General features: G+C 50.7%; 22 protein-coding genes, 5 tRNA genes and 4 pseudogenes. 8 read left to right on the top strand and 23 right to left on the bottom strand.

The annotated features are described in order from the left end of the window. Together FDX19_RS11560 and FDX19_RS11555 are read right to left on the bottom strand one after the other, a co-directional pair. The coding region (locus FDX19_RS11560) for a hypothetical protein (protein ID WP_137382796.1) at positions 1-874 on the bottom strand (874 nt) is incomplete at its 3' end. Continuing rightward, positions 871-1,230, bottom strand: coding sequence for a hypothetical protein (locus FDX19_RS11555; protein WP_137382795.1), 360 nt, complete (start codon positions 1,228-1,230; stop codon positions 871-873). The genes FDX19_RS11560 and FDX19_RS11555, both read right to left, overlap by 4 nt. Positions 1,231-1,526: 296 nt before the next feature. Between FDX19_RS11555 and FDX19_RS11550 the strand changes: the two are divergent. Continuing rightward, positions 1,527-1,875, top strand: a pseudogene (locus FDX19_RS11550) (transposase); the annotation flags it as partial. 78 nt (positions 1,876-1,953) lie between these two features. On the opposite strand, the pseudogene FDX19_RS11545 reads toward FDX19_RS11550, so the two are convergent. The 20 genes and pseudogenes from FDX19_RS11545 to mltB form a co-directional block, all read right to left on the bottom strand. Continuing rightward, a pseudogene (locus FDX19_RS11545) lies at positions 1,954-2,599 on the bottom strand (IS256 family transposase); the annotation flags it as partial. Positions 2,600-2,701: 102 nt separating this feature from the next. Further along, complete coding sequence (locus FDX19_RS11540; RefSeq protein ID WP_137382794.1) at positions 2,702-3,073, bottom strand: hypothetical protein; 372 nt, start codon at positions 3,071-3,073, stop codon at positions 2,702-2,704. Continuing rightward, complete coding sequence (locus FDX19_RS25605) at positions 3,048-3,170, bottom strand: hypothetical protein (protein ID WP_256376106.1); 123 nt, start codon at positions 3,168-3,170, stop codon at positions 3,048-3,050. Before FDX19_RS25605 ends, FDX19_RS11540 begins: the two co-directional genes overlap by 26 nt. Positions 3,171-3,573: 403 nt before the next feature. Then, positions 3,574-4,032, bottom strand: a pseudogene (locus FDX19_RS11535) (carbohydrate porin); the annotation flags it as partial. 84 nt (positions 4,033-4,116) lie between these two features. Then, positions 4,117-5,475 (bottom strand): annotated as a pseudogene (locus FDX19_RS11530) (glycoside-pentoside-hexuronide (GPH):cation symporter). A 330-nt stretch (positions 5,476-5,805) separates the two neighbouring features. Beyond that, complete coding sequence (gene luxS / locus FDX19_RS11525) at positions 5,806-6,321, bottom strand: S-ribosylhomocysteine lyase (protein ID WP_003037312.1); 516 nt, start codon at positions 6,319-6,321, stop codon at positions 5,806-5,808. Between the two features lie 149 nt (positions 6,322-6,470). Continuing rightward, on the bottom strand, positions 6,471-8,030 hold the full coding sequence (gene gshA, locus FDX19_RS11520; protein WP_137382793.1) for a glutamate--cysteine ligase: 1,560 nt from the start codon (positions 8,028-8,030) through the stop codon (positions 6,471-6,473). Positions 8,031-8,107: 77 nt separating this feature from the next. Further along, positions 8,108-8,536 carry a YqaA family protein gene (locus tag FDX19_RS11515; protein WP_042313100.1) on the bottom strand — a complete coding sequence of 143 codons (429 nt, stop codon included), beginning with the start codon at positions 8,534-8,536 and terminating at the stop codon, positions 8,108-8,110. Continuing rightward, positions 8,533-9,099, bottom strand: coding sequence for a fructose-1-phosphate/6-phosphogluconate phosphatase (yqaB, locus tag FDX19_RS11510; RefSeq protein WP_040232255.1), 567 nt, complete (start codon positions 9,097-9,099; stop codon positions 8,533-8,535). Before yqaB ends, FDX19_RS11515 begins: the two co-directional genes overlap by 4 nt. Positions 9,100-9,368: 269 nt before the next feature. Continuing rightward, positions 9,369-9,445 (bottom strand) — tRNA-Arg (locus tag FDX19_RS11505). A gap of 92 nt (positions 9,446-9,537) precedes the next feature. Then, positions 9,538-9,614, bottom strand: a tRNA-Arg gene (locus FDX19_RS11500). A gap of 254 nt (positions 9,615-9,868) precedes the next feature. Then, a tRNA-Arg gene (locus FDX19_RS11490) sits at positions 9,869-9,945 on the bottom strand. Positions 9,946-10,005: 60 nt separating this feature from the next. Then, positions 10,006-10,082 (bottom strand) — tRNA-Arg (locus FDX19_RS11485). Positions 10,083-10,085: 3 nt separating this feature from the next. Then, positions 10,086-10,178, bottom strand: a tRNA-Ser gene (locus FDX19_RS11480). A gap of 390 nt (positions 10,179-10,568) precedes the next feature. Continuing rightward, the gene (csrA, locus tag FDX19_RS11475; RefSeq protein ID WP_000906486.1) at positions 10,569-10,754 is read right to left on the bottom strand and encodes a carbon storage regulator CsrA; all 186 of its coding nucleotides are present in this window, start codon (positions 10,752-10,754) and stop codon (positions 10,569-10,571) included. Between the two features lie 238 nt (positions 10,755-10,992). Beyond that, complete coding sequence (alaS, locus tag FDX19_RS11470; RefSeq protein WP_137382792.1) at positions 10,993-13,620, bottom strand: alanine--tRNA ligase; 2,628 nt, start codon at positions 13,618-13,620, stop codon at positions 10,993-10,995. A gap of 128 nt (positions 13,621-13,748) precedes the next feature. After that, the gene (gene recX / locus FDX19_RS11465) at positions 13,749-14,249 is read right to left on the bottom strand and encodes a recombination regulator RecX (RefSeq protein WP_137382791.1); all 501 of its coding nucleotides are present in this window, start codon (positions 14,247-14,249) and stop codon (positions 13,749-13,751) included. Positions 14,250-14,318: 69 nt separating this feature from the next. Further along, positions 14,319-15,383, bottom strand: a complete 1,065-nt coding sequence (gene recA, locus FDX19_RS11460) for a recombinase RecA (protein ID WP_137382790.1) — start codon at positions 15,381-15,383, stop codon at positions 14,319-14,321. 92 nt (positions 15,384-15,475) lie between these two features. Next, the gene (pncC, locus tag FDX19_RS11455; protein ID WP_137382789.1) at positions 15,476-15,973 is read right to left on the bottom strand and encodes a nicotinamide-nucleotide amidase; all 498 of its coding nucleotides are present in this window, start codon (positions 15,971-15,973) and stop codon (positions 15,476-15,478) included. Positions 15,974-16,167: 194 nt separating this feature from the next. Then, the gene (mltB, locus tag FDX19_RS11450; RefSeq protein ID WP_170974369.1) at positions 16,168-17,247 is read right to left on the bottom strand and encodes a lytic murein transglycosylase B; all 1,080 of its coding nucleotides are present in this window, start codon (positions 17,245-17,247) and stop codon (positions 16,168-16,170) included. A gap of 264 nt (positions 17,248-17,511) precedes the next feature. Between mltB and srlA the strand changes: the two genes are divergently transcribed. The 7 genes from srlA (at position 17,512) to gutQ (ending at position 22,479) form a co-directional block, all read left to right on the top strand. Next, entirely contained in the window at positions 17,512-18,075 is a 564-nt protein-coding gene (gene srlA, locus FDX19_RS11445) for a PTS glucitol/sorbitol transporter subunit IIC (RefSeq protein ID WP_048213017.1), read from the top strand. Continuing rightward, positions 18,072-19,043, top strand: coding sequence for a PTS glucitol/sorbitol transporter subunit IIB (srlE, locus tag FDX19_RS11440; protein ID WP_137382787.1), 972 nt, complete (start codon positions 18,072-18,074; stop codon positions 19,041-19,043). The genes srlA and srlE overlap by 4 nt, the downstream gene beginning before the upstream one ends. A gap of 13 nt (positions 19,044-19,056) precedes the next feature. Further along, positions 19,057-19,419 carry a PTS glucitol/sorbitol transporter subunit IIA gene (srlB, locus tag FDX19_RS11435; RefSeq protein WP_137382786.1) on the top strand — a complete coding sequence of 121 codons (363 nt, stop codon included), beginning with the start codon at positions 19,057-19,059 and terminating at the stop codon, positions 19,417-19,419. A gap of 17 nt (positions 19,420-19,436) precedes the next feature. Continuing rightward, positions 19,437-20,216, top strand: a complete 780-nt coding sequence (srlD, locus tag FDX19_RS11430; RefSeq protein WP_003037345.1) for a sorbitol-6-phosphate dehydrogenase — start codon at positions 19,437-19,439, stop codon at positions 20,214-20,216. A gap of 101 nt (positions 20,217-20,317) precedes the next feature. Then, complete coding sequence (gene gutM / locus FDX19_RS11425) at positions 20,318-20,677, top strand: transcriptional regulator GutM (RefSeq protein WP_137382785.1); 360 nt, start codon at positions 20,318-20,320, stop codon at positions 20,675-20,677. 70 nt (positions 20,678-20,747) lie between these two features. Then, complete coding sequence (locus tag FDX19_RS11420) at positions 20,748-21,521, top strand: DNA-binding transcriptional repressor (RefSeq protein WP_137382784.1); 774 nt, start codon at positions 20,748-20,750, stop codon at positions 21,519-21,521. After that, on the top strand, positions 21,514-22,479 hold the full coding sequence (gutQ, locus tag FDX19_RS11415) for an arabinose-5-phosphate isomerase GutQ (protein WP_137382783.1): 966 nt from the start codon (positions 21,514-21,516) through the stop codon (positions 22,477-22,479). Before FDX19_RS11420 ends, gutQ begins: the two co-directional genes overlap by 8 nt. Here the strand turns inward: gutQ and norR are convergent. After that, the gene (norR, locus tag FDX19_RS11410; RefSeq protein WP_137382782.1) at positions 22,476-23,993 is read right to left on the bottom strand and encodes a nitric oxide reductase transcriptional regulator NorR; all 1,518 of its coding nucleotides are present in this window, start codon (positions 23,991-23,993) and stop codon (positions 22,476-22,478) included. The two genes, gutQ and norR, sit on opposite strands and share 4 nt — an antisense overlap. Positions 23,994-24,012: the final 19 nt, after the last annotated feature.

Below are 24,012 nucleotides of genomic sequence, written 5' to 3'. Positions count from 1 at the left end.
TATTCAGATCCGCTATCTGCTTCGCCAGCGTAGTTTTGTCTTTCTCCAGTGCCGCCAGTTGAGCCGTCTGTTTCTCCAGCGCTGCTTTCTGTTTCAACGCATCAGCGCTGCCGGATTTGTTCATCTCCGCTATCTGCTTAACCAGATCAGCTTTATCTTTCTCTAGTGCAATTTTGTCTTTTTCTAGCAATGCCAATTGAGCTATTTTTTGCTCCGAACTTACTTTCTGTTTTAAAAGCTTCGCTTTTTCAGTTTCCAAATAGCTAAGCTTTTGGGTCTGCTGTTCCAAAAGATTTTTTTGTTTAGGTGCCTCTTTTGAACTCGCCGCTAATATCGCTAATTGTTTTGATAAATCATACTTCTCTTTTTCTAAAACAGTCAACTTTGCAGTCTGTTGCTCTAGTTTCTCTTTCTGGTTAGTTACATCCGCTAGTTTTTTTTCAAGACCAGCAATCTTTTTATTCAATACCATTGATTGGTTAGTTAACTCACTGTAAACATTAACAGCAATGGATTTATTGGTTGTTTTTTTGTCTTGTGAATTGATACCTTCAGCAAAGGATGCTTCAAGTTTCCTCTTTAACTCCTTATTTAACTCCTTATTTTTTTCGAGGGCTATACGATACTGCGCCTCTCGGAGACGATTAGCTCTCTCCAGAGCTGTAATTTTACCCTGCAGGTCGTTCGAGCGTATCTGTGTAGTCGGTTCTGCAATAACTACGTTATTGGGAATACCACTATTACTGATAACCTTATCCTCAGATAACCGCTCTAAAAGCATAGAGTTTTCTTTGGAAAGGAAATCTTCTGAAAAAACAGTATCAGGCAGTAACATGAGGAAACATGAAGCTGCAATCAGCGATATTTTTCTCATAGTTTGTCCAATTCACTCGCTTGTTGGTTCATTACGTTAAATACAGCATTGCGCACGCGAGAGCAAACTACCATTAACTTATTATTAACTTCGAGTTTAATAATTTCCGCAGATTCACTATCCAACTGCGACTTTTGTTTATTGTAAACAACATATAATTCATTAATTTTATCAAACTGTTTTTTATACACATCAAAAGATTTTTTATCTAACACTTTCAATGTGGTTATACTTTGATAACAACTCACCTGTCCTTGAGGTGGGTTTTTTACAACATCAGGAATGTTTTTTTTTGCACAACCTGACATTAGAAAACACACACAAATGACAACCCTCAAAATATTCACGCGTTCCATATATTAACATCCCTGATCATATTGAATAAAAGTAAAATCCGCCATCTATAAAGACTCAAGAAATCTATCATTACAAAAAATCAAAAACAAGCACATGCCTGGCAAAAAAACAAAAATACAAACACAAAAGAAATAATAATAAATAACAAAAGAAAACATAATCACCAAATAAATCAAATAATCAATAGGAATAATATAAATAAAAAACAAATAAAAAATAAAATATATAAATAATATGAATGCAAAAAGTAGGTACTCCCGCCAGACGCATGGCGGGAACCCGGCACTCTGACGGACCCGGAGGGGAAATAGCGGACCTGTACAGCCATCGCTGGGAGATCGAACTGGGTTACTGAGAGATAATACAGACGATGCAACTGAGCGGGCTGACTCTGAGAAGTAAAATACCAGAGCTTGTGGAGCAGGGACTGTGGGGGAGTATTACTGGCTTATAATCTGGTGAGATATCAGATAATTAAAATGGCGGGGCAGCTGAAAGGATACTAGCCAGATCAGCTGAGCTTTTCAGAATCATGCAGAATGATAATTAGAATGCTTATGGTGTTGTCGGGCGCTTCACCGAGGCGTATACCGGAACTGATGCGCGATCTTGAAAGTATGGAACAACTGGTGAAGTTACCAACCTGAAGGGAAAGGTCCTTCCCGAGGGTGGTGAAGGAGAGGCTGTAGAAATAGATTTAACTGCCTCAAGATTTTTGAGCCTGTCAGCACGCTCAGCCAGAACTTTGCGCCTTCATTTTCGGCCAGCCACATACCCAGTAATTCTTTCTGGCCTTCGGTGTTGATACCCAGCGCCAGGAAGACGGCTTTGCTGATTACGCCGCCATTCTGACGGGCTTTAACGACAATACAGTCCATATAAACAATGGGATACAGAGCATCAAGTTGTCGGTTTTGTCACTCAGTGACCTGCTCTTTGACGGCGTCGGTGACTTTAGATATCAGTGTGGGTGACACGTCGGTGTCGTACATCTCTTTGAATGTCGCGACGATTTCACGTGTGGTCGTGCCTTTGGTGTACAGGGATAAAATCTGGCTGCCCATCTGTGTGATACGCGTCTGGTTCTTCTTAATCAGCTGGGGTTCGAAGGTGTTTTCACGATCGTGCGGCGTGTTCAGCTCAATCTCGCCGTCATCGCACAGCAGCGTTTTTAACGAGTAGCCATTGCGGGTATTCGCCTTTTTTAGAGGCGTTTTTTTCATGCCCGAGATGGTCAGTCAGCTCCGCATTAAGCGCCGTTTCGACGGTTAATTTCGTCAGCATCCGGGAAAATGCATTGAGGTCGGCTTCGGTTTTAAGACCTTTAGCCAGTTCAGCAGCGAGCGCTTTAAGTTTCTTTTCGTCCATATTTTGCCTGTCTCCGTTGTTGGAGTGAACATATCAAAAACAGGCAATTATACAATTTTAATTACAGCCTCGCGGATCCCTTTTTTATTACAAACCAGATTGTTAATCCGTTACCTGTCTGAACTCTAGCCAGTCGATAGCCATGTCCGGTTTGGTCGCCTCAAACTGCAACAGGTAGTTACCCGCCGTGATATCGATACGGCATAGCTTCTGCGTAATCGGCTTCCCCAGCGCCCCGTGGGTCTGAATCGTGGCGACCACGCTACCATTGAGCAATAAGTTGCATCCAGTCTGGGCTAACGCCAGCCCAGACGATGACGTACTGAGCAGCAGATCGTAGGTCGCGTCCTTCTCAAGGCTAATCGCCATGTCCCCGCTGTAGCGCAGCCGTGATACCGAAGCTAACTTGATGGCTCCCCTATCAACTAGCGTGGCATCTGCGTGGAATTTAGCCCAGGTTACCCGATGGCCCATCCGCCGTAGACGCCGCGGGTATCCCTTTTTCTCGCAGACTATCGGTCACTCCGCCAAATGCAGATGCCACGCCGGGCTTCACTTTGAGGCTACACATACCCTCTCCGCCCACCAGGCAGGCCATTTCTGCCACGGAAAGCTGGGCCAGAAAGGTCTCCTGACAACAATGATTGCACAACATCGCTTAAATGGATGCCTTGGTTGCCGGTTAACGGTTGCGCTGGCGGCAAACGCGATAAGATACGCTCGCGCAAGGAAACAATGCTGCGCGGCGCGTCATCCCACTCTTCTAGCCTGCCCCCCTTCTGATGACGACCAGGCCGCAGGCGGGAAAACGCCACGCTGAGCTCCAGCGCCTGTTCATGGCGAGAGAACACCTGGACGGATGGCACGATGAGTTCTTCACGCCCCGCAAAGCAAACCGGCAGGAGGTCACGCACGCCGTTACCGGCGAACAAACGATACTCGCCCGCTTCCAGTAACCAACTGTGCGGATGACCGCTATCTCCGCTGTCATCCCACGATGTCAGACGCTGGTTGCCATCAAATCCCAGCAGCAGACGTCCGTTGATATCCCAGAGCTCATTGGTTCCCGGTGCCCAGTCTTTGTTGGCGGAGGTGCGCATTGAGGTCAGGCTACCGGAACGACTGGCAGCATCCATATTAAATTCCACATCACCGTAAAATTTAATATCGCTGAATCCGGATAACGTCAGTTTCGGTGGGTTAGCCTCTGGCGCAACGGGTTCTACCTATTCAACTTTTACCGTTGGGGCCGTCACGACCTGCTGTTGTTTCAATGACTGAACCTGCGACTCAACATCGGTTGCCCGCTGTTCTGCGCGAATAACACGCTGCTCCAGTTCAGCAAGACGTTGCTCAATCGTACTATTATTTTCAGCCCACAGTTTTTGAGATAAGCAAGCACCGATCATCAGCGCTAAATATTTCGCTTTCATTATTCACCCCTAAAGTTTGATGTATACCAGATAAGATGTCGTAAACATCTCATCCTCCTGCTACAACTATAATTTTGGTTATTATCAGGAATGCGCAAACTTACCGTTTTTAACGGTCGGTAACAATACCATTCATTCTTGCTTCCGTTAATCCATAGAACTTAATAGAGAATGTCGTGAGGATATAGAATATTGCAGGAATAATGGTGAAAAACAACGTAACGCCCTGTGCGGCAGACGCTGACTGCATGGCACTACCTGAGGCATAATCAAATACGGCCAGCACCCACCCCAGAATAGCCCCACCTACGGCAACACCTAGCTTGATGACAAATATATTTTCCTCGACGTTCATCCCGGTAATTCGACGGTGGGTTTTCCATTCGCCATAATTATTCACATCGGTAATCATCGACCACTGCAGCGCCCCATTACCGCCCTGAATAATGGAGATAATAATATGAACAGCAAGCACAATGATCCAATACTGAACCGGCACAAAGAAGCACAGTACACCAAATAAGGCCGTGAGTAAGTTAACCCAAAAAGAGAGTTTTATTTTACAGAACCGGGTACCAAAGGGTTTAGCAAGTATCGACCCCAGCATGGAGGCAAACATGCTGCCCAGCATAAAGAGGGTAATAACGTCAGCGCCTTTGTTCAGCACTGTGTTAACGTAGTAAACGACCGCCCCACCGCGCAGCACCACCGCAACCAGCATCATAAAGTTATAAACAGATAAAATACGCCACTGTTCATTCTTGAATAAGATTTTCACATCACGGGTAATATTGAGGTTTTCTTCTTTGATCGGCTGCACACGTTCTGTGGTGGTAAAAAAGCAGACGATAAACATCAGGCAACCAATGACGCCAAAGATAGCCATTGAAACCTGAATCCCCGTCGCTCTGTCACTAGGATAGAGATAATCTGCCAGCGGTAAAATGAGCGCTGTTCCCAGCGCACCACCGATTGGCGTAATCGCAAAACGCTATGACTGCAAGGACAGGTTTTCACGCGGGTCAGACGTCAGCGCGGCGCCCAGTGAGCAGTAAGGAATATTAATGGCTGTATACATCAGGGTCATGAAGATATATGCCGCCACCGCATAAGCCACTTTTCCGCTGTCGGAAAAATCAGAGGTCGAATAAACCAGAACGCAGCTGACGGCAAAGGGCACGCAAATCGCCAGTAGCCATGGGCGAAACTGTCCCCGGCGCGTGGAGGTTGCATCAGCAATCGCCCCATAATAGGATTGGTAATCGCATCCAACAGGCGGACCAGTAAAAACATCGTCCCCATTACCGCAGGCGGTAAACCATAAATATCTGTATAAAAATACGCAAGAATTGCCACTGAAGAGTCAAAAACGATTTGGCTGGCCGCATCACCTAGGCTATACCCCACCTTTTCCCTGATAGATATCGTGTCCCCTGTAGACATACAAACTCCTTTGCCAATACAAAAATGTAACCGCTCTCTGTCGTAGGGTATTTTTAAAACATCTTATCTGAGCTAATCTCCATTATGTTTTTCTGTCAACTGTTTATGTTTTTTCTTTATGTGATCGCAGCGAGGTAGGTTTGTTTATTGCCGCTTATTTTTGTTTCTTCGCTCACGTTTTATTCGTTGCGAAATTGTTAGTGATTAACCCAAATAACATTCACCAAACGAATGTTATTTGGGAATTTTATGGCACGAAAAAGTGATAAATAAAAAACCCCGGTTGCAGACCGGGGTTTTTCTAATAACAGGAAAGCGTAATAAATCAGACTAAATATGCAGTTCCTGCAATTTCTCTTTCGGTAGCGCCAGCTCTTCATTGCTGTTCACGCGGACATCACGTTCCAGAATATGACGGGCAATGTCCTGCGCTTCACTGAGCGAGTGCATCTGATACGTACCGCACTGGTAGACGTTCAGTTCCGGGATCTGATTCTGATCCTGTACTTTCAACACATCTGCCATTGCCGCTTTCCAGGCATCAGCTACGCGTTGTTCGTCCGGCGTTCCAATCAGGCTCATGTAGAAACCGGTACGACAACCCATTGGCGAAATATCGATAATCTCAACGCCGTTACCATTCAGGTGATTACGCATAAAACCAGCAAACAGGTGTTCCAGCGTATGAATACCTTTCTCAGGCATCACTTCTTTGTTCGGAATGCAGAAACGCAGATCAAACACGGTGATAGCGTCGCCATGCGGGGTGTTCATCGTTTTTGCAACCCGGACTGCAGGAGCTTCCATCCGGGTGTGATCGACAGTAAAACTATCTAACAACGGCATTTAGCCACCTCCGATAAATTTTTTAAAAATATTCTGAACTCTTTGTTCCGGGGCGAGTCTGAGTATATGAAAGACGCGCATTTGTTATCATCATCCCTGTTTTCAGAGATGAAATTTTGGCCACTCCCGAGTGGCCTTTTTCTTTTGTATCAGGCGTGCTTTTCCAGCCACACACCAAACGGCTCAGTATCTGCCGCTTCAATCTCCTGCTGACGGCGCTTGGAAGCCGCACTTTCAGCAATAAATTCTTCTTCCTGCAGCAGTTCCAACGGCTCTTCGCGCAACAGGTTACGGTACGCTTCACCCAACGCTTTACCCGTGCCGCCAATACCTGTATCAATCATAGACCGCAGGATCCGCGCTGAGAATGTCAGCTCAGGATTATCAAAGCAGGCAACCAGTTCGTCGCAGACTTTTTGATATTCCTCTCCCCCGTGAATGCTGTCCAGCGTTTGTGCCACACGTTTCAGATCACGGAACAGATCTTTACCCACTTTAGGCAGCGGGAACTGAGCCGTTTCACAACCAATACCTAACGTCAGACCTGGCTTGCGCCCTTCCAGAATAACGCGATTCCAGTTAGTACGCGTACACAGCAGCTCGTCGCTACTCATTTCCGGCGCATCAGCCAGAACGCACCAAACCATGAACAAATCGAGGAAGCGCACCTGCTGTTCATCTACGCCGATTGGCGAGAATGGGTTGATGTCGAGTGAACGCACTTCGATGTACTCAATACCGCCGCGTAGAAGCGCATCAGACGGCGTTTCACCGCTGCGAGTCACGCGTTTCGGACGAATTGGCGCATACAGTTCATTTTCGATCTGCAAAACGTTGCTGTTGATTTGCAGGCGCTTACCGTCTTTCTCCAGACCGATCGCCGCGTATTCTTCTGAAGGCGTTTTAATCGCGCGCTTCAATCCTGCCACATACTCATGCAAATCGTTAAACGTAATTCCGAGATTGCTTTGCGACTTATTGGTATAACCCAGGTCACTCAGACGCAGCGACGTGGCATAAGGCAGGTAATACATACCACAATCGGTTTTTTCAAACGGCAGCGTTGTCGGCTTTCCTTGCAGGAAGGAGGAACAAATTGCGGGTGAGGCGCCAAACAGATACGGGATCACCCAACCGAAACGGTAGTAGTTGCGGATCAGACGGAAATACCCTGCTGACACTTTTTCTTTAGCGTCTTCATCGCCATCTGTTACGCCACATTTCGCCTGCCAGAAAGCCATCGGCAGCGAGAAGTTGTAGTGTACGCCGGAGATAGTCTGCATCAACGCGCCGTAACGGTTTTTGAGGCCTTCACGGTAAAGGGTTTTCAGACGACCGATATTCGACGTGCCGTACTGCGCCAGCTCGATATCCTGACCTTCGGCAATATAGCAAGGCATGCTCAGCGGCCACATACGCTCATCGCCAAGATTCCTGGCGGTATAGCGATGCAGATCGCGCATGAACGTGAGCATTTTGTGAATATCATCGCCCGGTGGAGTAATAAACTCCAGCAGCGTTTCGGCAAAGTCAGTGGTTATCCATTTATGCGTTAGCGCTGAGCCTAACACTTCAGGATGGCCTGTCGTTGCCAATGAACCATCAGCATTAACACGCAGCGTTTCGCGCTCGAGCCCGCGTTGAATCCCCTCTAACGCATGAGGATGTTTTTCCAGCCAGGCCAGCGCCTGTGATACGTCCGGGATCAAATTGACCTCCCGCCTGTCAAAATCGTTTTAATTAGCATAATGGTATTGGTCACCCTGAAGGTTATTCCACAACACAATTAGTGCCACCACATAATGCCTTGCGTCGTAACCGCCGCGACCACAACATAGCGCAGCGCTTTGCCAAGGCATAAGAAAAAGAGAACTGGGCCCCACGAGATGCGCATCCATCCCGCTAACAAGCACAGTAAATCACCCACAACCGGCATCCAGCTTAATAATAGTGTGACAGCGCCATAGCGCCTCAGCCAGCCAGTGGCTTTCTCTTGCCAGCGCGATGTTTTACGCAACGGAAAGAAACGCCCAAGGATAACGTTAGTTAACCCTCCAAGGCTATTACCCATTGTTGCTGTTAAAACTAAGACCCAGGGATGACTTGCTCCAGAAACCAGTAAGGCAACTAAAACAACTTCAGAATTTCCAGGTAATAGCGTGGCGCTGAGAAAGCTGCTGGCAAACAGTGAGAGGAGCGACAGTCCATCACTCACAGTAACCGAACATCCACGGCATCCATTCCTGCCGCACGCGCTGCCTGTAACCCAAAATCGGCATCTTCAAACACAACGCAGCGAGCCGGAACGACGCCCATACGCTCAGCACATAACAAGAAGGTATCAGGAGCCGGTTTATGGCGCTGTACGTGATCGGCCGCCACCACGGCATCAAAATAACGACGCAATCCAAGGTGAGTAAGCAGAGCTTCTGCAATGGCACTTTCGCTCCCTGTGCCTACTGACATAGGACGGCGACCATACCAGGCTTTCACAACATCGACCAACGGTAAAGGCTGGACGCTATCCAGCAGCATGCTTTTAACCTTATCGGTTTTTTCACGCGCCAGTGCATGGGGGTCAAGATCGGCATGGTTCAGTTCAATCACCGATTGGGCAATACGCCACGTTGGGGAACCGTTGAGAGCGACCATAGCCTGCTCATCAAAACGTAGCCCATAGCGTCCTAATACCTCATGCCACGCTTTACGGTGCGTAGGTTCGGTATCCAGGATGGTACCATCCATATCAAAAATTAAACCTGCATAACGTTCGTACATCGTCTTCTCACAAGCCGATTAACCAGACGTTATTTTATCGTAATTGATTGATTTTGTCGCTGACAGCGAATTGAGGATTGTTCAGGGAAGACAAGGAAATAATTCAGGGGGAGGTAAGAAAACAATTCAGGAGAAGATGGTGCATCCGGGAGGATGACTCGGTCACGCCTCGCCCTACGGGCCGTTGCTGAAGCAACGTTATCCTCCCTGGTGCTGGCGATTATCTCGCAGACCATGAAACAACACGTTAGCTGTTATCTCGGAGAAGATGGTGCATCCGGGAGGATTCGAACCTCCGACCGCTCGGTTCGTAGCCGAGTACTCTATCCAGCTGAGCTACGGATGCATCGGTGAAACCAGATTGGAGAAAACAAGGATGTCGCTGAAAAAGCAATATCGATTTTCTGTAATAACGCTAATGCACTATTGCAGATAAGATGGTGCATCCGGGAGGATTCGAACCTCCGACCGCTCGGTTCGTAGCCGAGTACTCTATCCAGCTGAGCTACGGATGCATCGGTGAAACGTACTTTACTGCAGATGTGATGTCGCTGAAAAAGCAATATCGATTTTCTGTAATAACGCTAATGCACTATTGCAGATAAGATGGTGCATCCGGGAGGATTCGAACCTCCGACCGCTCGGTTCGTAGCCGAGTACTGCTGCGCCTCGCCCTGTGGGCCGTTGCTGAAGCAACGTTATCCTCCCTGGTACTCGCGATTATCTCGCATACCATGAAACAACAGTTTTGCTGTTATCTCGGAGAAGATGGTGCATCCGGGAGGATTCGAACCTCCGACCGCTCGGTTCGTAGCCGAGTACTCTATCCAGCTGAGCTACGGATGCATCAGGGAAACTTACTTTACTGCAGATTTGATGTCGCTGCTAAAGCGCTATCAAGTAATATGGTGCATCCGGGAGGATTCGAACCTCCGACCGCTCGGTTCGTAGCCGAGTACTCTATCCAGCTGAGCTACGGATGCAAATGGCGGTGAGGCGGGGATTCGAACCCCGGATGCAGCTTTTGACCGCATACTCCCTTAGCAGGGGAGCGCCTTCAGCCTCTCGGCCACCTCACCAACACGCCTCTTACGAGTGCTTCGAAGAACTTGTTTCTGCTCATCGTCGCTGCGTGGCGCACATATTACTTTCTGGGACTTATAAGTCAAACAATTTTTCCAGAGCTTTTATCGTTTGCACATTTCACGCGCAATTAGTCTGCAAAAACGGCAAAAAGAGTGTTTTATCAACAGATAAATCGGCGTTATACGCAGACGATGTACGAACAGAAAAATCATCGGGGAAGACCATAACAGCATCACTGCAGAGAAAACGACGTGGAATGACAAGAATCAGAGAGAAGTCAGAGCGGTATAGAAAGAGATAAGAGCGCAATGAGGCGGTAAAAAGTAAGAAAAGAGAATGCTTGATCAGGTTGCGCCTCACCAGACAGGTGAGACGCGAAAACCTTAGTAACTGGACTGCTGGGATTTTTCAGCCTGGATACGCTGGTAGATCTCTTCACGATGGACAGAAACTTCTTTCGGGGCGTTGACGCCAATGCGCACCTGGTTGCCCTTCACCCCTAAAACTGTCACGGTGACCTCATCGCCTATCATGAGGGTCTCACCAACTCGACGAGTCAGAATCAGCATTCTTTGCTCCTTGAAAGATTAAAAGAGTCGGGTCTCTCTGTATCCCGGCATTATCCATCATATAACGCCAAAAAGTAAGCGATGACAAACACCTAAGTGTAAGCAGTCACGGCATCACATTCTGTTAAACCTAAGTTTAGCCGATATACACAACTTCAACCTGACTTTATCGTTGTCGATAGCGTTGAGGCAAACGCTGCGGATTGAAGTCCGCAGCGTCGACTTACGCTTATAATTTTTACAGTTTTGCGCTAACCCAGCCTTTCACACTGGCTAACGCTGCCGGCAGAGCCGCAGCATCCGTACCACCGGCTTGCGCCATGTCCGGACGACCACCACCCTTGCCGCCTACCTGCTGAGCGACCATCCCAATCAGTTCCCCTGCTTTCACGCGGTCTGTCACATCCTTAGACACGCCCGCAATCAGAGAAACCTTACCTTCAGCAACTGTTGCCAGTACAACAACAGTAGAACCCAGCTGATTTTTCAGATCATCAACCATGGTACGCAGCATTTTCGGTTCAACGTCCGCAAGCTCGCTGACCAACAGCTTCACGCCGTTGATATCAACTGCTTTGCTGGAAAGGTTCGCACTTTCCTGCGCTGCGGCCTGTTCCTTCAATTGCTGCAATTCTTTTTCGAGCTGACGCGTACGTTCCAGTACGGAACGAACTTTATCACCGATATTCTGGCTATCGCCTTTCAGCAGCTGCGCAATATCGCTTAAGCGATCGCTCTCAGCATGCACGGTATTCAGAGCACCTTCACCGGTCACGGCTTCGATACGACGAACGCCCGCAGCGGTACCAGACTCGGAGACAATACGGAACAGACCGATATCGCCCGTACGGCTGGCATGAGTACCACCACACAGTTCGGTAGAGAAATCACCCATGCTCAGAACACGCACGTGGTCATCGTATTTCTCACCAAACAGCGCCATTGCACCTTTGGCTTTCGCTGCCTCGAGATCCATGATGTTCGTTTCAATCGGTAGGTTGCGACGAATTTGCGCATTCACCAGATCTTCAACAGCACGAATTTCAGCAGGCTTCATCGCTTCGGTATGCGAGAAATCGAAGCGCAGCACTTTATCGTTTACCAGTGAACCTTTCTGCGCCACATGCGTGCCCAGAACCTGACGCAACGCCGCGTGCATCAGGTGCGTTGCGGAGTGATTGAGACGGATCCGCGCACGACGCGCTTCATCCACATCAGCCTGCACCGCATCGCCCACTTTCAGAGAACCCGCAGACAGCTTGCCAATATGACCAATTGCCTGGCCATATTTTTGCGTGTCGTTCACGGCAAAGGCAAAACCGGCGCCTTTCAGTTCACCTTTATCGCCAACCTGGCCACCGGATTCTGCATAGAACGGCGTCTGGTCCAGAACAACGACAGCGTCCTGACCGGCGTTAATGGCATCTACCGCTTTACCATCAACAAACAGCGCGGTCACTTTGCCGTTCAGTTCCAGGTTCTCATAGCCTTTAAATTCAGAGGCACCATCAACACGAATCATCGCATTGTAGTCTGCGCCAAAACCGCTGGCTTCACGCGCACGACGGCGCTGTTCTTCCATTGCGGCCTCAAAGCCAGCTTCATCAACCTTAATGTTGCGCTCGCGGCAAACGTCTGCCGTCAGGTCAACCGGGAAACCGTAAGTGTCATACAGGCGGAATGCGGTTTCGCCGTCCAGCGTATCGCCAGACAGTTTCGCCAGTTCTTCATCCAGCAGTGCCAGACCACGTTCCAGCGTACGCGCAAACTGCTCTTCTTCGGTTTTCAGAACCTGCTCAACCATAGCCTGCTGACGCTTCAGTTCTTCACCTGCTGAGCCCATGACGTCCACCAGCGGACCAACCAGCTTGTAGAAGAAGGTATCTTTCGCGCCCAGCATGTTGCCATGACGTACCGCGCGACGAATGATACGGCGCAGCACATAGCCACGGTTTTCATTCGACGGGACAACGCCATCGGCAATCAGGAATGCGCAGGAACGAATATGGTCGGCGATAACGCGCAGTGATTTATTGCTCAGATCGGTCGCACCGGTCACTTTCGCTACGGCTTCGATCAGTGAGCGGAACAGGTCAATTTCGTAGTTGGAGTTAACGTGTTGCAGCACGGCCGCAATACGCTCCAGACCCATACCGGTGTCCACGGACGGCTTCGGCAGCGGTTCCATGGTGCCGTCGGCTTGACGGTTGAACTGCATGAAGACGATGTTCCAGATCTCAATGTAGCGATCGCCATCTTCTTCTGCGCTTCCCGGAGGGCCACCCCAAATGTGATCACCGTGATCGTAGAAAATCTCGGTGCACGGACCGCAAGGACCGGTATCACCCATCTGCCAGAAGTTGTCGGATGCATACGCAGCGCCTTTGTTATCTCCAATACGGATGATACGTTCGCGCGGAATACCGACTTCTTTTTCCCAGATTTCATAGGCTTCATCGTCAGTTTCGTAGACGGTGACCCACAGACGCTCTTTTGGCAGAGCAAACCAGTTTTCACCGGTCAGCAGTTCCCATGCGTATTGAATAGCATCGTGTTTGAAGTAGTCGCCGAAGCTGAAGTTGCCCAGCATTTCGAAGAAGGTGTGGTGACGTGCAGTGTAACCGACGTTTTCCAGATCGTTGTGCTTACCGCCCGCGCGTACGCAACGCTGCGAAGTGGTTGCGCGGGAATAATTACGCTTGTCGAGGCCAAGGAATACATCCTTGAACTGGTTCATCCCGGCGTTGGTAAACAACAAAGTAGGGTCATTGTTGGGTACCAGGGAGCTGCTGGCAACTACCTGATGTCCTTTACTATGGAAAAAATCGAGAAACGCCTGACGGATCTCAGCGGTGCTCTTGCTCATAATTATCCTGAAGAAATCAAGCTAACGAAATGTCATTACCAGCATCGGCATGCAAACTGCGCCTCTGGCAATCGAAAAGTGGGAATAAGATAAGTTTTCTTTACTGGGAAGTAAAATCCCGTATGCGCTCAATCGTCAAAATTTCGCCATATTGCCTGAATATCTTCCATCAGATAGCCGCGATAGAGCAAAAAACGCTGAACCTTAACCTTTTCTGAAAAATCGACAGGTAAGGGTTCGCCATATTTTCTGATTGCCTGCTCACGCGCAAGCAGCGCCCAGTCAATTTCACATTCCCGCATTGCCCGCTCAATGGCCTCACGGGCGATCCCTTTCTGACCTAATTCCTGGCGCACACGCGCTGGCCCATAACCTTTACGGCTACGGCTGGTGATGAATTGCTGAACAAATCGGTCATCATCAAGATAACGGCTTTCAATACACCAGGCGACAACCTTGTCGTAATCCTCCGGCGTGGCATCAATTTCTTCTGGTCCATTTTTCCCCATCACCGGAGCAGCCAGTTTACGCCGCAGTTCCTGCTCACTGTGGTCGCGCATCGCAAGTATTCGCACTGCGCGGTCAAGTAATCGGGAGTAAGCAGAGCGGCGGGAAGTTGAATCTGTCATATTGAGCCTTCAGAAATGGAAAAGGGCTGCATGATATGCAGCCCTTTTATATGCGATTACGTCAGACTATCAGAAATCTTCGTTGGTTTCTGCTACGTCTTGACCACTGTCATCAACGGAGAAATCTGGCGTTGAATCCTGGTTATTGAGCAGTAGCTCGCGTAATTTTTTCTCAATTTCTTTTGCGGCAGCCGGGTTTTCTTTCAGCCAGTTGGTCGCATTCGCTTTACCCTGACCAATTTTGTCACCGTTGTAGCTATACCATGCGCCCGCTTTTTCAATCAGCTTCTCTTTCACGCCCAGGTCAACCAGTTCGCCGTAGAAGTTAATACCTTCGCCGTAAAGAATCTGGAATTCAGCCTGTTTAAACGGTGCTGCAATTTTGTTTTTTACGACCTTAACGCGGGTTTCGCTACCAACCACGTTATCGCCCTCTTTCACCGCGCCAATACGACGGATATCCAGACGGACGGAGGCGTAAAATTTCAGGGCGTTACCACCGGTAGTCGTTTCCGGGTTACCGAACATAACGCCAATTTTCATACGGATCTGGTTGATGAAAATCAGCAATGTGTTGGACTGCTTCAGGTTACCCGCCAGCTTACGCATTGCCTGGCTCATCATACGTGCCGCAAGGCCCATATGAGAGTCACCGATCTCGCCTTCGATTTCAGCCTTCGGCGTCAGTGCAGCAACGGAGTCAACCACGATAACGTCGACTGCGCCAGAACGCGCCAGCGCGTCACAGATTTCCAGAGCTTGTTCACCCGTATCCGGCTGAGAACACAGCAGGTTATCGATATCAACGCCAAGCTTACGCGCATAGACAGGATCCAACGCGTGTTCTGCATCGATGAATGCACAGGTTTTACCTTCGCGCTGTGCAGCAGCAATAACTTGCAGCGTCAGCGTTGTTTTACCGGAGGATTCAGGCCCATAAATTTCGACGATGCGTCCCATCGGCAAACCGCCCGCGCCCAATGCGATATCCAGAGAAAGCGAACCGGTAGAGATGGTTTCCACGTCCATGGAACGGTCTTCACCCAGGCGCATGATGGAGCCTTTACCGAATTGCTTTTCGATCTGACCCAGCGCTGCCGCCAACGCTTTCTGTTTGTTTTCGTCGATAGCCATTAATTACTCCTGTCATGCCGCTTTCGGATTAAACCGCGAAACGTGAAAGATAATGTTCTGTTGAGGCAATTATACTGTATGCTCATACAGTATCAAGTATTTTGTAGAAATTGTTGCCACAGGGTTTGTAACGCATACGCGGTCGCCTGGCGACGTACCGACTCACGGTCGCCGCTGAAGCATTCCCGTCGGGTAATCCCCTCACCGCTGACGCTGGCAAAGGCAAACCATACCGTACCCACGGGTTTGTCTTCACTACCGCCATCGGGTCCTGCGATACCGCTAATCGAGACGGCGAAGTCTGCACGGGCGGCTTTTAGCGCGCCAATCGCCATTTCAACGACCACCGGTTCACTCACCGCCCCATGCTGCGTCAGCGTTTCTTCACGTACGCCAATCATCTGCGCTTTGGCTTGGTTGCTGTAAGTGACAAACCCGCGCTCAAACCAGGCTGAGCTACCGGCAATATCGGTAATGGCTTTTGCCACCCAACCGCCGGTGCAGGATTCCGCTGTTGTCACCGTTGCTCCGCGTACTTTTAACGCCAGCCCCACCTGCTCACTTAACTGCATCAGTTCACTGTCGGTCATTTCAGCCTCTGTCAGTTAAAAAAATATGCCGGACAAGATAGCACTTTCACAACCAAGATGGGGATGAGGAGAACGTTTTACGAGGGGGATTCCAAAAATTGCTCCGTGGCATAAATAAGACCTGCCGGATAGCGATGCCAGCGCATCTTATCCGGCCTACAAGCGAAATCTTCCTGTAGGCCGGTAACCAGCGATTACTGCACCCGAGCCAGCGCTACCGCCTGCCCCAACTGCCAAACCGCCATCGCGTAATGCGTGCTGTGGTTATAGCGGGTGATGGTGTAGAAGTTCGGCAGTCCATACCAGTACTGGTAGCCGGTGCCAACATCCAGACGCAGCAGGCTGGCCTGCTGATGATTCCCCAACGACTGCTGCGGTGTCAGGCCTGCAGCGGCAAGCTGAGCAATGCTGTATTGCGTTTTAAAGCCGTTCGCAAGACCCGGCGCCTGACCATTTGCAGGTACTGCCACGGTATCGCCTTTCACCCAGCCGTGCCCTTTGAAATAGTTCGCCACGCTGCCGATAGCATCGACGGGGTCCCACAGGTTAATGTGCCCATCGCCATTGAAATCAACGGCATATTGTTTATAGGAGGATGGCATAAACTGACCGTAACCCATCGCACCCGCAAAGGAACCTTTTAGATCGAGCGGATCATCGCTTTCATCTCGCGCCATCAGCAGGAAGGTTTCCAGCTCGCCAGAGAAGTATTCCGCACGGCGCGGATAGTTGAAGGACAGCGTCGCCAGCGCATCCAGAATACGCGTTTTACCCATCACGCGGCCCCAGCGCGTTTCAACGCCGATAATGCCAACGATAATTTCTGGTGGTACTCCGTATACCTGCCACGCACGGTTCAGCGCATCTTCATATTGGTTCCAGAACGCCACACCATTTTGCACGTTGTCCGGGGTGATGAACTGCTTGCGATAGCGCAGCCATGCGCCATTAGGTCCGGCTGGCGGCTGCGTTGTGGGCGCCTGGCGGTCCATCAGACGCAATACTGAGTCCAGGCGCTTAGCCTGCGACAGGATTTCCTGCAATTGCTGACGATCAAAACCATGCTTGTTCACCATTTTCTCGATGAACTGCTGTGCATTCGGGTTATTGGCGAAATCACCGCTTGTTTGCATGACGTTGTGCTGTGGCTCAAGCAGGAAGCCGCCGGATGGCGCACCGGTAGTCGTTTGAGTCTCTGAAGGTTTGGGTTTGCTGCTACAGGCAGCGAGCAGTACGAAAAGGGGGAGTAACGCTACATAACGACGCTTGAACATGAGACATCCATTAAACAAATTCAGCCTGGGGGAAGTATGGTAAAGCATCCCCCGTCATACAAGGAAGCGGTAGTCGCTCTCCTTCACAGAATTTACATCCCCTTTCATCTCTGACCCGCACATTTGCGAGCACCCACGCAATAACTTTCAAATTAAAATATTTTTCTTTCATTTTGAGATCAAAATAACAATTTTAAATCTTTCGATCTGATTAAAATTAATTACCGTTTGGCAAGGTAACTAAAATCCCTACAGGAGAGAATAATGATCGACACCATCACACTCGGTGCTGAGTGGTTTATCGGGCTGTTCCAGAAAGGCGGAGAAGTGTTTACCGGCATGGTGACCGGTATTCTTCCACTGCTGATTAGCCTGCTGGTCATCATGAATGCGCTGATTAACTTTATTGGTCAGCAGCGTATCGAACGTTTTGCCCAGCGCTGCGCCGGAAACCCATTGTCCCGCTATCTGCTGCTGCCGTGCATCGGCACATTCGTTTTTTGTAACCCCATGACGCTGAGCCTGGGCCGTTTTATGCCAGAGCGATATAAGCCCAGCTATTACGCAGCCGCGTCCTATAGCTGCCACTCAATGAACGGCTTGTTCCCACACATTAACCCCGGAGAGCTGTTTGTCTATCTGGGGATCGCCAGCGGCTTGACGACGCTGGGCCTCCCGCTCGGCCCACTCGCCGTGAGCTATTTACTGGTCGGTCTGGTCACCAACTTCTTCCGTGGCTGGGTGACCGATTTCACCACCGCCATCTTTGAGAAAAAAATGGGCATTCAACTTGAGCAGAAAGTGCATCTGGCGGGAGCAACATCATGACGCGTATTCGTATTGAAAAAGGCACAGGCGGCTGGGGTGGTCCGCTTGAACTGGATGCCGTTCCGGGCAAGAAAATTGTCTATATCACGGCCGGGACACGTCCTGCAATTGTCGACAAACTGGCCAGTTTGACCGGCTGGCAGGCCGTTGATGGCTTCAAAGAAGGTGAACCACCAGAGAATGAAATCGGTGTAGCAATCATCGACTGCGGCGGTACGTTGCGCTGCGGGATCTATCCGAAACGTCGTATACCGACGGTAAATATTCACGCGACCGGGAAATCCGGCCCACTGGCACAATACATTGTTGAAGATATCTATGTCTCTGGCGTGAAAGAAGAAAACATCACCGTTGTCGGTGAAGCATCCACTACGCCGCAGCCTGCAAGCAGCACTATCGGTCGCGATTACGACACCAGCAAAAAAATCACTGAACAAAGCGATGGCCTGCTGGCAAAAGTCGGTATGGGCATGGGCTCCGCCGTTGCGGTGCTGTTCCAGTCTGGACGCGACACGATTGATACCGTGCTGAAAACCATTCTGCCGTTTATGGCGTTCGTCTCGGCACTGATTGGCATCATCATGGCTTCCGGTTTAGGTGACTGGATAGCCCATGGTCTTGCGCCGTTGGCCAGCCACCCTCTGGGGCTGGTGACCCTGGCGCTAATTTGCTCATTCCCATTGCTGTCGCCTTTCCTCGGCCCTGGTGCAGTGATTGCCCAGGTTATCGGGGTACTGATCGGCGTGCAAATTGGTCTGGGGAATATCCCGCCACATCTGGCACTACCCGCTCTGTTTGCCATTAACGCCCAGGCCGCATGCGATTTTATCCCGGTTGGCCTGTCGCTGGCCGAGGCTCGTCAGGACACCGTGCGCGTCGGTGTGCCATCTGTTCTGGTAAGCCGCTTCCTCACCGGTGCGCCTACCGTTCTCATCGCCTGGTTTGTTTCCGGCTTTATCTACCAATAAGAGGCACTCAGAAATGACCGTGATTTATCAGACCACCATCACCCGTATCGGCCAAAGCGCAGCGGATGCGCTGTGCGACCAGATGCTGATTACCTTTCGTGAAGGCGCCCCTGCGGATATCGAAGAGTTTTGCTTCATTCATTGCCATGGCGTGCTGAACGGTTCTCTGCAAGCCGGTATCCGTTTCGAACTGGGCCAGCATCACTACCCGGTTACAGCTGTCGGCAGCGTGGCAGAACAAAACTTACGTGAACTCGGGCATATCACCCTGCGCTTCGACGGACTAAGCGAAGCGGAATTTCCCGGCACCGTGCACATAGCGGGGCCCGTACCGGACGATATCGTTCCGGGCTGTATTTTGAAGTTTGTCGCTTAAGAGTAAAGGAGAGAAAAATGAATCAAGTTGCCGTTGTCATTGGTGGAGGCCAGACCCTGGGGGCATTCCTTTGCCGTGGGCTTGCAACAGAAGGTTACCGCGTTGCGGTCGTCGATATTCAAAGCGATAAAGCGGCGAATGTGGCACAGGAAATTAACGCCGAATTCGGCGAAGGCACCGCTTACGGTTTTGGTGCCGATGCCACCAGCGAGCAGAGCGTGCTGGCGCTGTCGCGCGGAGTCGATGAAATATTCGGTCGCGTTGACCTGCTGGTTTACAGCGCGGGTATCGCTAAAGCCGCGTTTATCAGCGACTTTCAGTTGGGGGATTTCGACCGTTCACTGCAGGTGAATCTGGTCGGCTATTTCCTCTGTGCACGTGAATTCTCGCGCCTGATGATCCGTGATGGCGTCCAGGGCCGCATTATCCAGATCAACTCCAAATCGGGAAAAGTGGGTAGCAAGCACAACTCGGGTTATAGCGCGGCGAAATTTGGCGGCGTAGGCTTAACGCAATCGCTGGCGCTGGACCTGGCGGAATACGGCATTACCGTACATTCGCTGATGCTGGGTAATCTGCTGAAATCCCCAATGTTCCAGTCATTATTACCGCAATATGCCACTAAACTTGGCCTCAAGCCGGACGAAGTGGAGCAGTACTACATTGATAAAGTGCCACTCAAGCGCGGCTGCGATTATCAGGACGTACTGAATATGCTGCTGTTTTACGCCAGTCCAAAAGCGTCTTACTGCACCGGGCAGTCCATCAACGTGACCGGCGGTCAGGTGATGTTTTAAGAGGTATGATTGCCCGGTGGCGCTGCGCTTACCGGGCCTACGAATATTATGTAGGCCGGATTAGGCGCAGCCGCCATCCGGCAAAATCAAAGGAGCACATTATGGTTTCCGCACTGATTACCGTCGCCGCCATTGCGTGGTGTCTGCAACTGGCGTTGGGAGGCTGGCAAATATCCCGTTTTAATCGGGCTTTCGATAAGCTCTGCCAGCGGGGCCGGGTCGGCGTGGGCCGCTCCGGCGGGCGTTTTAAACCCCGTGTTGTGGTCGCTATCGCACTGGATGAGCAACAGCGGGTTGCCGATACGTTATTTATGAAAGGTCTTACCGTTTTTGCAAGACCTGGCAAAATTGCCACAATAATGGGCAAACATCTTGATGAATTACAGCCTGATGTGATCTTTCCCCATGATCCGCTTTCGCAGAATGCACTATCATTGGCGCTTAAACTGAAACATGGGTAATTTCGTTGTGAATGCTAATAGCTTGCGAAATTATCATTTTGCAACTTATTAAGTCAGGGTAATCACGCCTATGAAACCTCGTCAGCGTCAGGCTGCCATACTGGAGCACTTGCAAAAGCAGGGAAAATGCTCAGTTGAAGAACTGGCCCACTACTTTGACACCACCGGTACGACCATTCGTAAAGATCTGGTCACTCTGGAAAATGCCGGAACCGTCATTCGCACCTACGGCGGCGTAGTATTGAATAAAGACGAATCTGACCCGCCAATCGATCACAAGACGCTGATCAACACGCATAAAAAAGAGCAAATTGCCGAAGCTGCCGTTCGCTTTATTCACGATGGCGACTCCATAATTCTGGATGCGGGCAGTACGGTGCTGCAGATGGTGCCGATGCTCAGCCGCTTTAGCAACATCACCGTCATGACCAACAGCCTGCACATTGTTAATGCGCTTTCAGAGCTGGACAACGAGCAAACCATCCTGATGCCCGGCGGGACATTCCGTAAAAAATCTGCGTCATTTCACGGACAGCTGGCAGAAAATGCCTTTGAGCAGTTCAGCTTTGATAAACTCTTCATGGGCACCGACGGCATCGATCTCAATGCCGGCGTAACCACATTTAATGAGGTGTTTAGCGTCAGTAAAGCGATGTGCAATGCCGCTCGCGAAGTCATTCTGATGGCTGACTCGTCAAAATTTGGGCGCAAAAGTCCCAATGTTGTGTGCAGTCTGGAAAGCGTCGACAAATTGATTACCGATGCGGGTATTAACCCTGCGTTTCGTCAGGCGCTGGAAGCAAAAGGGATTGAAGTGATTATAACCGGAGAGACCAATGAGTGATGCACTACTGAACGCGGGCCGTCAGACGTTAATGCTGGAATTACAGGAAGCCAGTCGACTGCCAGAGCGACTGGGCGATGATTTTGTTCGGGCCGCCAATACTATCATCCACTGTGAAGGCAAAGTGATTGTTTCCGGGATTGGCAAGTCAGGCCATATTGGCAAAAAAATCGCGGCAACCCTCGCCAGTACCGGCACACCCGCCTTTTTTGTGCATCCGGCAGAAGCGCTGCACGGCGACTTAGGCATGATTGAAAGTCGCGATGTCATGCTGTTTATCTCCTACTCTGGCGGAGCTAAAGAGCTGGATCTCATCATTCCACGCCTGGAAGACAAATCCGTCACCCTGCTGGCAATGACCGGAAAACCGACCTCGCCACTGGGCCTGGCAGCCAAAGCGGTGTTGGATATTTCAGTAGAGCGTGAAGCCTGCCCGATGCGTCTGGCGCCAACCTCCAGCACCGTCAACACGCTGATGATGGGCGATGCGCTGGCGATAGCCGTGATGCAGGCACGCGGGTTTAACGAAGAAGATTTCGCCCGCTCGCATCCGGCAGGTGCGCTGGGCGCACGTCTGTTAAATAAAGTGCATCACCTGATGCGTCGTGATGATGCTGTGCCACAGGTAACGCTCACCACCAGCGTCATGGATGCCATGCTGGAACTGAGTCGTACAGGTCTGGGGCTGGTAGCGGTCTGCGACGATCAATCGCTGGTGAAAGGGGTCTTTACCGACGGCGACCTGCGCCGCTGGCTGGTTGGCGGTGGCGCACTTACGACTCAGGTAAGCGAAGCGATGACTCATAATGGCGTCACGCTGCAGGCGCAGAGCCGCGCGATTGATGCCAAGGAAGTCCTGATGAAGCGCAAAATCACCGCAGCGCCGGTGGTGGACGAAAACGGTAAGCTCACCGGTGCTATCAACCTGCAGGATTTCTATCAGGCAGGGATTATTTAATCCTTCAGTCCAAGACGCTTCGCCAGCCGGTGCAGGTTGGCGACGTCTGTTTCCAGCGCCCGCGCACTTGCCGCCCAACTGTGATTATTCTGCGCCAGTGCCCGGCGAATCATCTCCCGTTGGAAAGATTCTGTTGCCTCACGCAGGTTATGATGCAGCGGAACCTCGGGAAGAACCTCCGGCGGCGGGACGGAACTGTCATCCTGCAGGGCAAAATGCTGCGCTTCCAGAACCACTTCATCCCCTGCCCTTGTCGCCCTTGCCAGCACCACGGCGCGGTGAATAGCATGTTCCAGTTCACGAACGTTTCCCGGCCAGCCGTAGTTCAACAAATGACTACGCGCACCGCCACTTAACACCACGCGGGAAAGTCCCAGTCGCAGCCGACATTGCTCGCAAAAATATCCCGCCAGCAAAACGACATCCTCACCGCGGTCGCGCAGCGGTGGCACAGAAAGTGGAAAGACGCTCAGGCGATGAAACAAATCCGCGCGGAAATTCCCGGCCAGCACCTCTTCGCGTAAATCACGGTTCGTTGCTGCCAGTACCCGCACATCCACGCGCAGGCTGCGATCGTCCCCCACACGCTGAATATCCCCGTACTGCAATACGCGCAGCAGCTTGGCCTGTAGCGCCAGCGACAATTCACCTATCTCATCCAGAAACAGCGTGCCGTTGTCCGCCATTTCAAACTTGCCGCTACGGTTGCTGATAGCCCCGGTAAACGCCCCTTTGACGTGACCAAACAGCTCGCTTTCCGCCACGCTTTCCGGCAACGCCGCGCAGTTCAGATACACCAGTGGATTTACCGCACGCGGCGAACCTTCATGGATGGCCTTCGCCACCAGCTCTTTCCCGGTTCCCGTCTCACCGCTGATCAAAACATTGAGATCGGAGCCCGCAACAATCTCGATCTCTTTTTTCAGTTGCATCATATTGGGCGACAGACCAATCATTTGCGTTTCTTTCACCTGCTCGAAGGCCGTTGACGAGCCTGGCAGCATGTTCTGGCTTTCCAGTTGCTCAATCAGCAGCGCATTACTGAGCGCGCCCGCCGCCAGCGCGGCAATCAGCCTAAGCTCTTCATCACTGAACACATCGAACTGATCGGGTTCCATGCCATCCAACGTGAGCGCCCCGATCAGATTTTGTCCGGCAAACAGCGGCAATCCGATACAGGCATGCACCTTCAGGCTCTCCTGACCGGGGATCAGCCCATCATAAGGATCGGGCAAATCGCTGTCGGCGGGGAAACGCACCACATCCCCGGCACGGGCAATCGCCTCCAGCCGCGGGTGCCCCTCCAGCGTAAAGCGCCTGCCGAGAACATCCTGCGTCAGTCCATCGATCGCCAGCGGAATAAATTGTCGGGATTCATAGCGCAATAATGCCGATGCATCGCACTCCAGCACCTGACGTAACGTCGTGATCAGGCGTTGAAAACGGTCCTGATGCCCAATACCGCTTTGTAATTCAATGGCGATGCCTGCCAGCACGTCTACAGAAAAGCTCATGACCACCTCATTGTCATTT

Origin of the sequence: Citrobacter sp. wls619 (assembly GCF_005281345.1) — a bacterium.
In the GTDB taxonomy this organism is placed as follows: domain Bacteria; phylum Pseudomonadota; class Gammaproteobacteria; order Enterobacterales; family Enterobacteriaceae; genus Citrobacter.
The sequence above is the reverse complement of the archived record's forward strand: the minus strand, read 5'-3'. Positions and strand labels throughout refer to the sequence as shown.

Bases quoted from the DNA above. Each gene is read 5' to 3' on its own strand.
- srlE (WP_137382787.1), top strand. From the start codon at position 18,072: ATGACGCGTATTCGTATTGAAAAAGGCACAGGCGGCTGGGGTGGTCCG.
- recA (WP_137382790.1), bottom strand. From the start codon at position 15,383: ATGGCTATCGACGAAAACAAACAGAAAGCGTTGGCGGCAGCGCTGGGT.
- mltB (WP_170974369.1), bottom strand. From the start codon at position 17,247: ATGTTCAAGCGTCGTTATGTAGCGTTACTCCCCCTTTTCGTACTGCTC.
- gutM (WP_137382785.1), top strand. From the start codon at position 20,318: ATGGTTTCCGCACTGATTACCGTCGCCGCCATTGCGTGGTGTCTGCAA.
- yqaB (WP_040232255.1), bottom strand. From the start codon at position 9,099: ATGTACGAACGTTATGCAGGTTTAATTTTTGATATGGATGGTACCATC.
- FDX19_RS11540 (WP_137382794.1), bottom strand. From the start codon at position 3,073: ATGGGCCATCGGGTAACCTGGGCTAAATTCCACGCAGATGCCACGCTA.
- FDX19_RS11555 (WP_137382795.1), bottom strand. From the start codon at position 1,230: ATGGAACGCGTGAATATTTTGAGGGTTGTCATTTGTGTGTGTTTTCTA.
- srlD (WP_003037345.1), top strand. From the start codon at position 19,437: ATGAATCAAGTTGCCGTTGTCATTGGTGGAGGCCAGACCCTGGGGGCA.
- srlA (WP_048213017.1), top strand. From the start codon at position 17,512: ATGATCGACACCATCACACTCGGTGCTGAGTGGTTTATCGGGCTGTTC.
- csrA (WP_000906486.1), bottom strand. From the start codon at position 10,754: ATGCTGATTCTGACTCGTCGAGTTGGTGAGACCCTCATGATAGGCGAT.
- alaS (WP_137382792.1), bottom strand. From the start codon at position 13,620: ATGAGCAAGAGCACCGCTGAGATCCGTCAGGCGTTTCTCGATTTTTTC.
- pncC (WP_137382789.1), bottom strand. From the start codon at position 15,973: ATGACCGACAGTGAACTGATGCAGTTAAGTGAGCAGGTGGGGCTGGCG.
- luxS (WP_003037312.1), bottom strand. From the start codon at position 6,321: ATGCCGTTGTTAGATAGTTTTACTGTCGATCACACCCGGATGGAAGCT.
- srlB (WP_137382786.1), top strand. From the start codon at position 19,057: ATGACCGTGATTTATCAGACCACCATCACCCGTATCGGCCAAAGCGCA.
- FDX19_RS11420 (WP_137382784.1), top strand. From the start codon at position 20,748: ATGAAACCTCGTCAGCGTCAGGCTGCCATACTGGAGCACTTGCAAAAG.
- recX (WP_137382791.1), bottom strand. From the start codon at position 14,249: ATGACAGATTCAACTTCCCGCCGCTCTGCTTACTCCCGATTACTTGAC.
- FDX19_RS25605 (WP_256376106.1), bottom strand. From the start codon at position 3,170: ATGTGTAGCCTCAAAGTGAAGCCCGGCGTGGCATCTGCATTTGGCGGA.
- norR (WP_137382782.1), bottom strand. From the start codon at position 23,993: ATGAGCTTTTCTGTAGACGTGCTGGCAGGCATCGCCATTGAATTACAA.
- gutQ (WP_137382783.1), top strand. From the start codon at position 21,514: ATGAGTGATGCACTACTGAACGCGGGCCGTCAGACGTTAATGCTGGAA.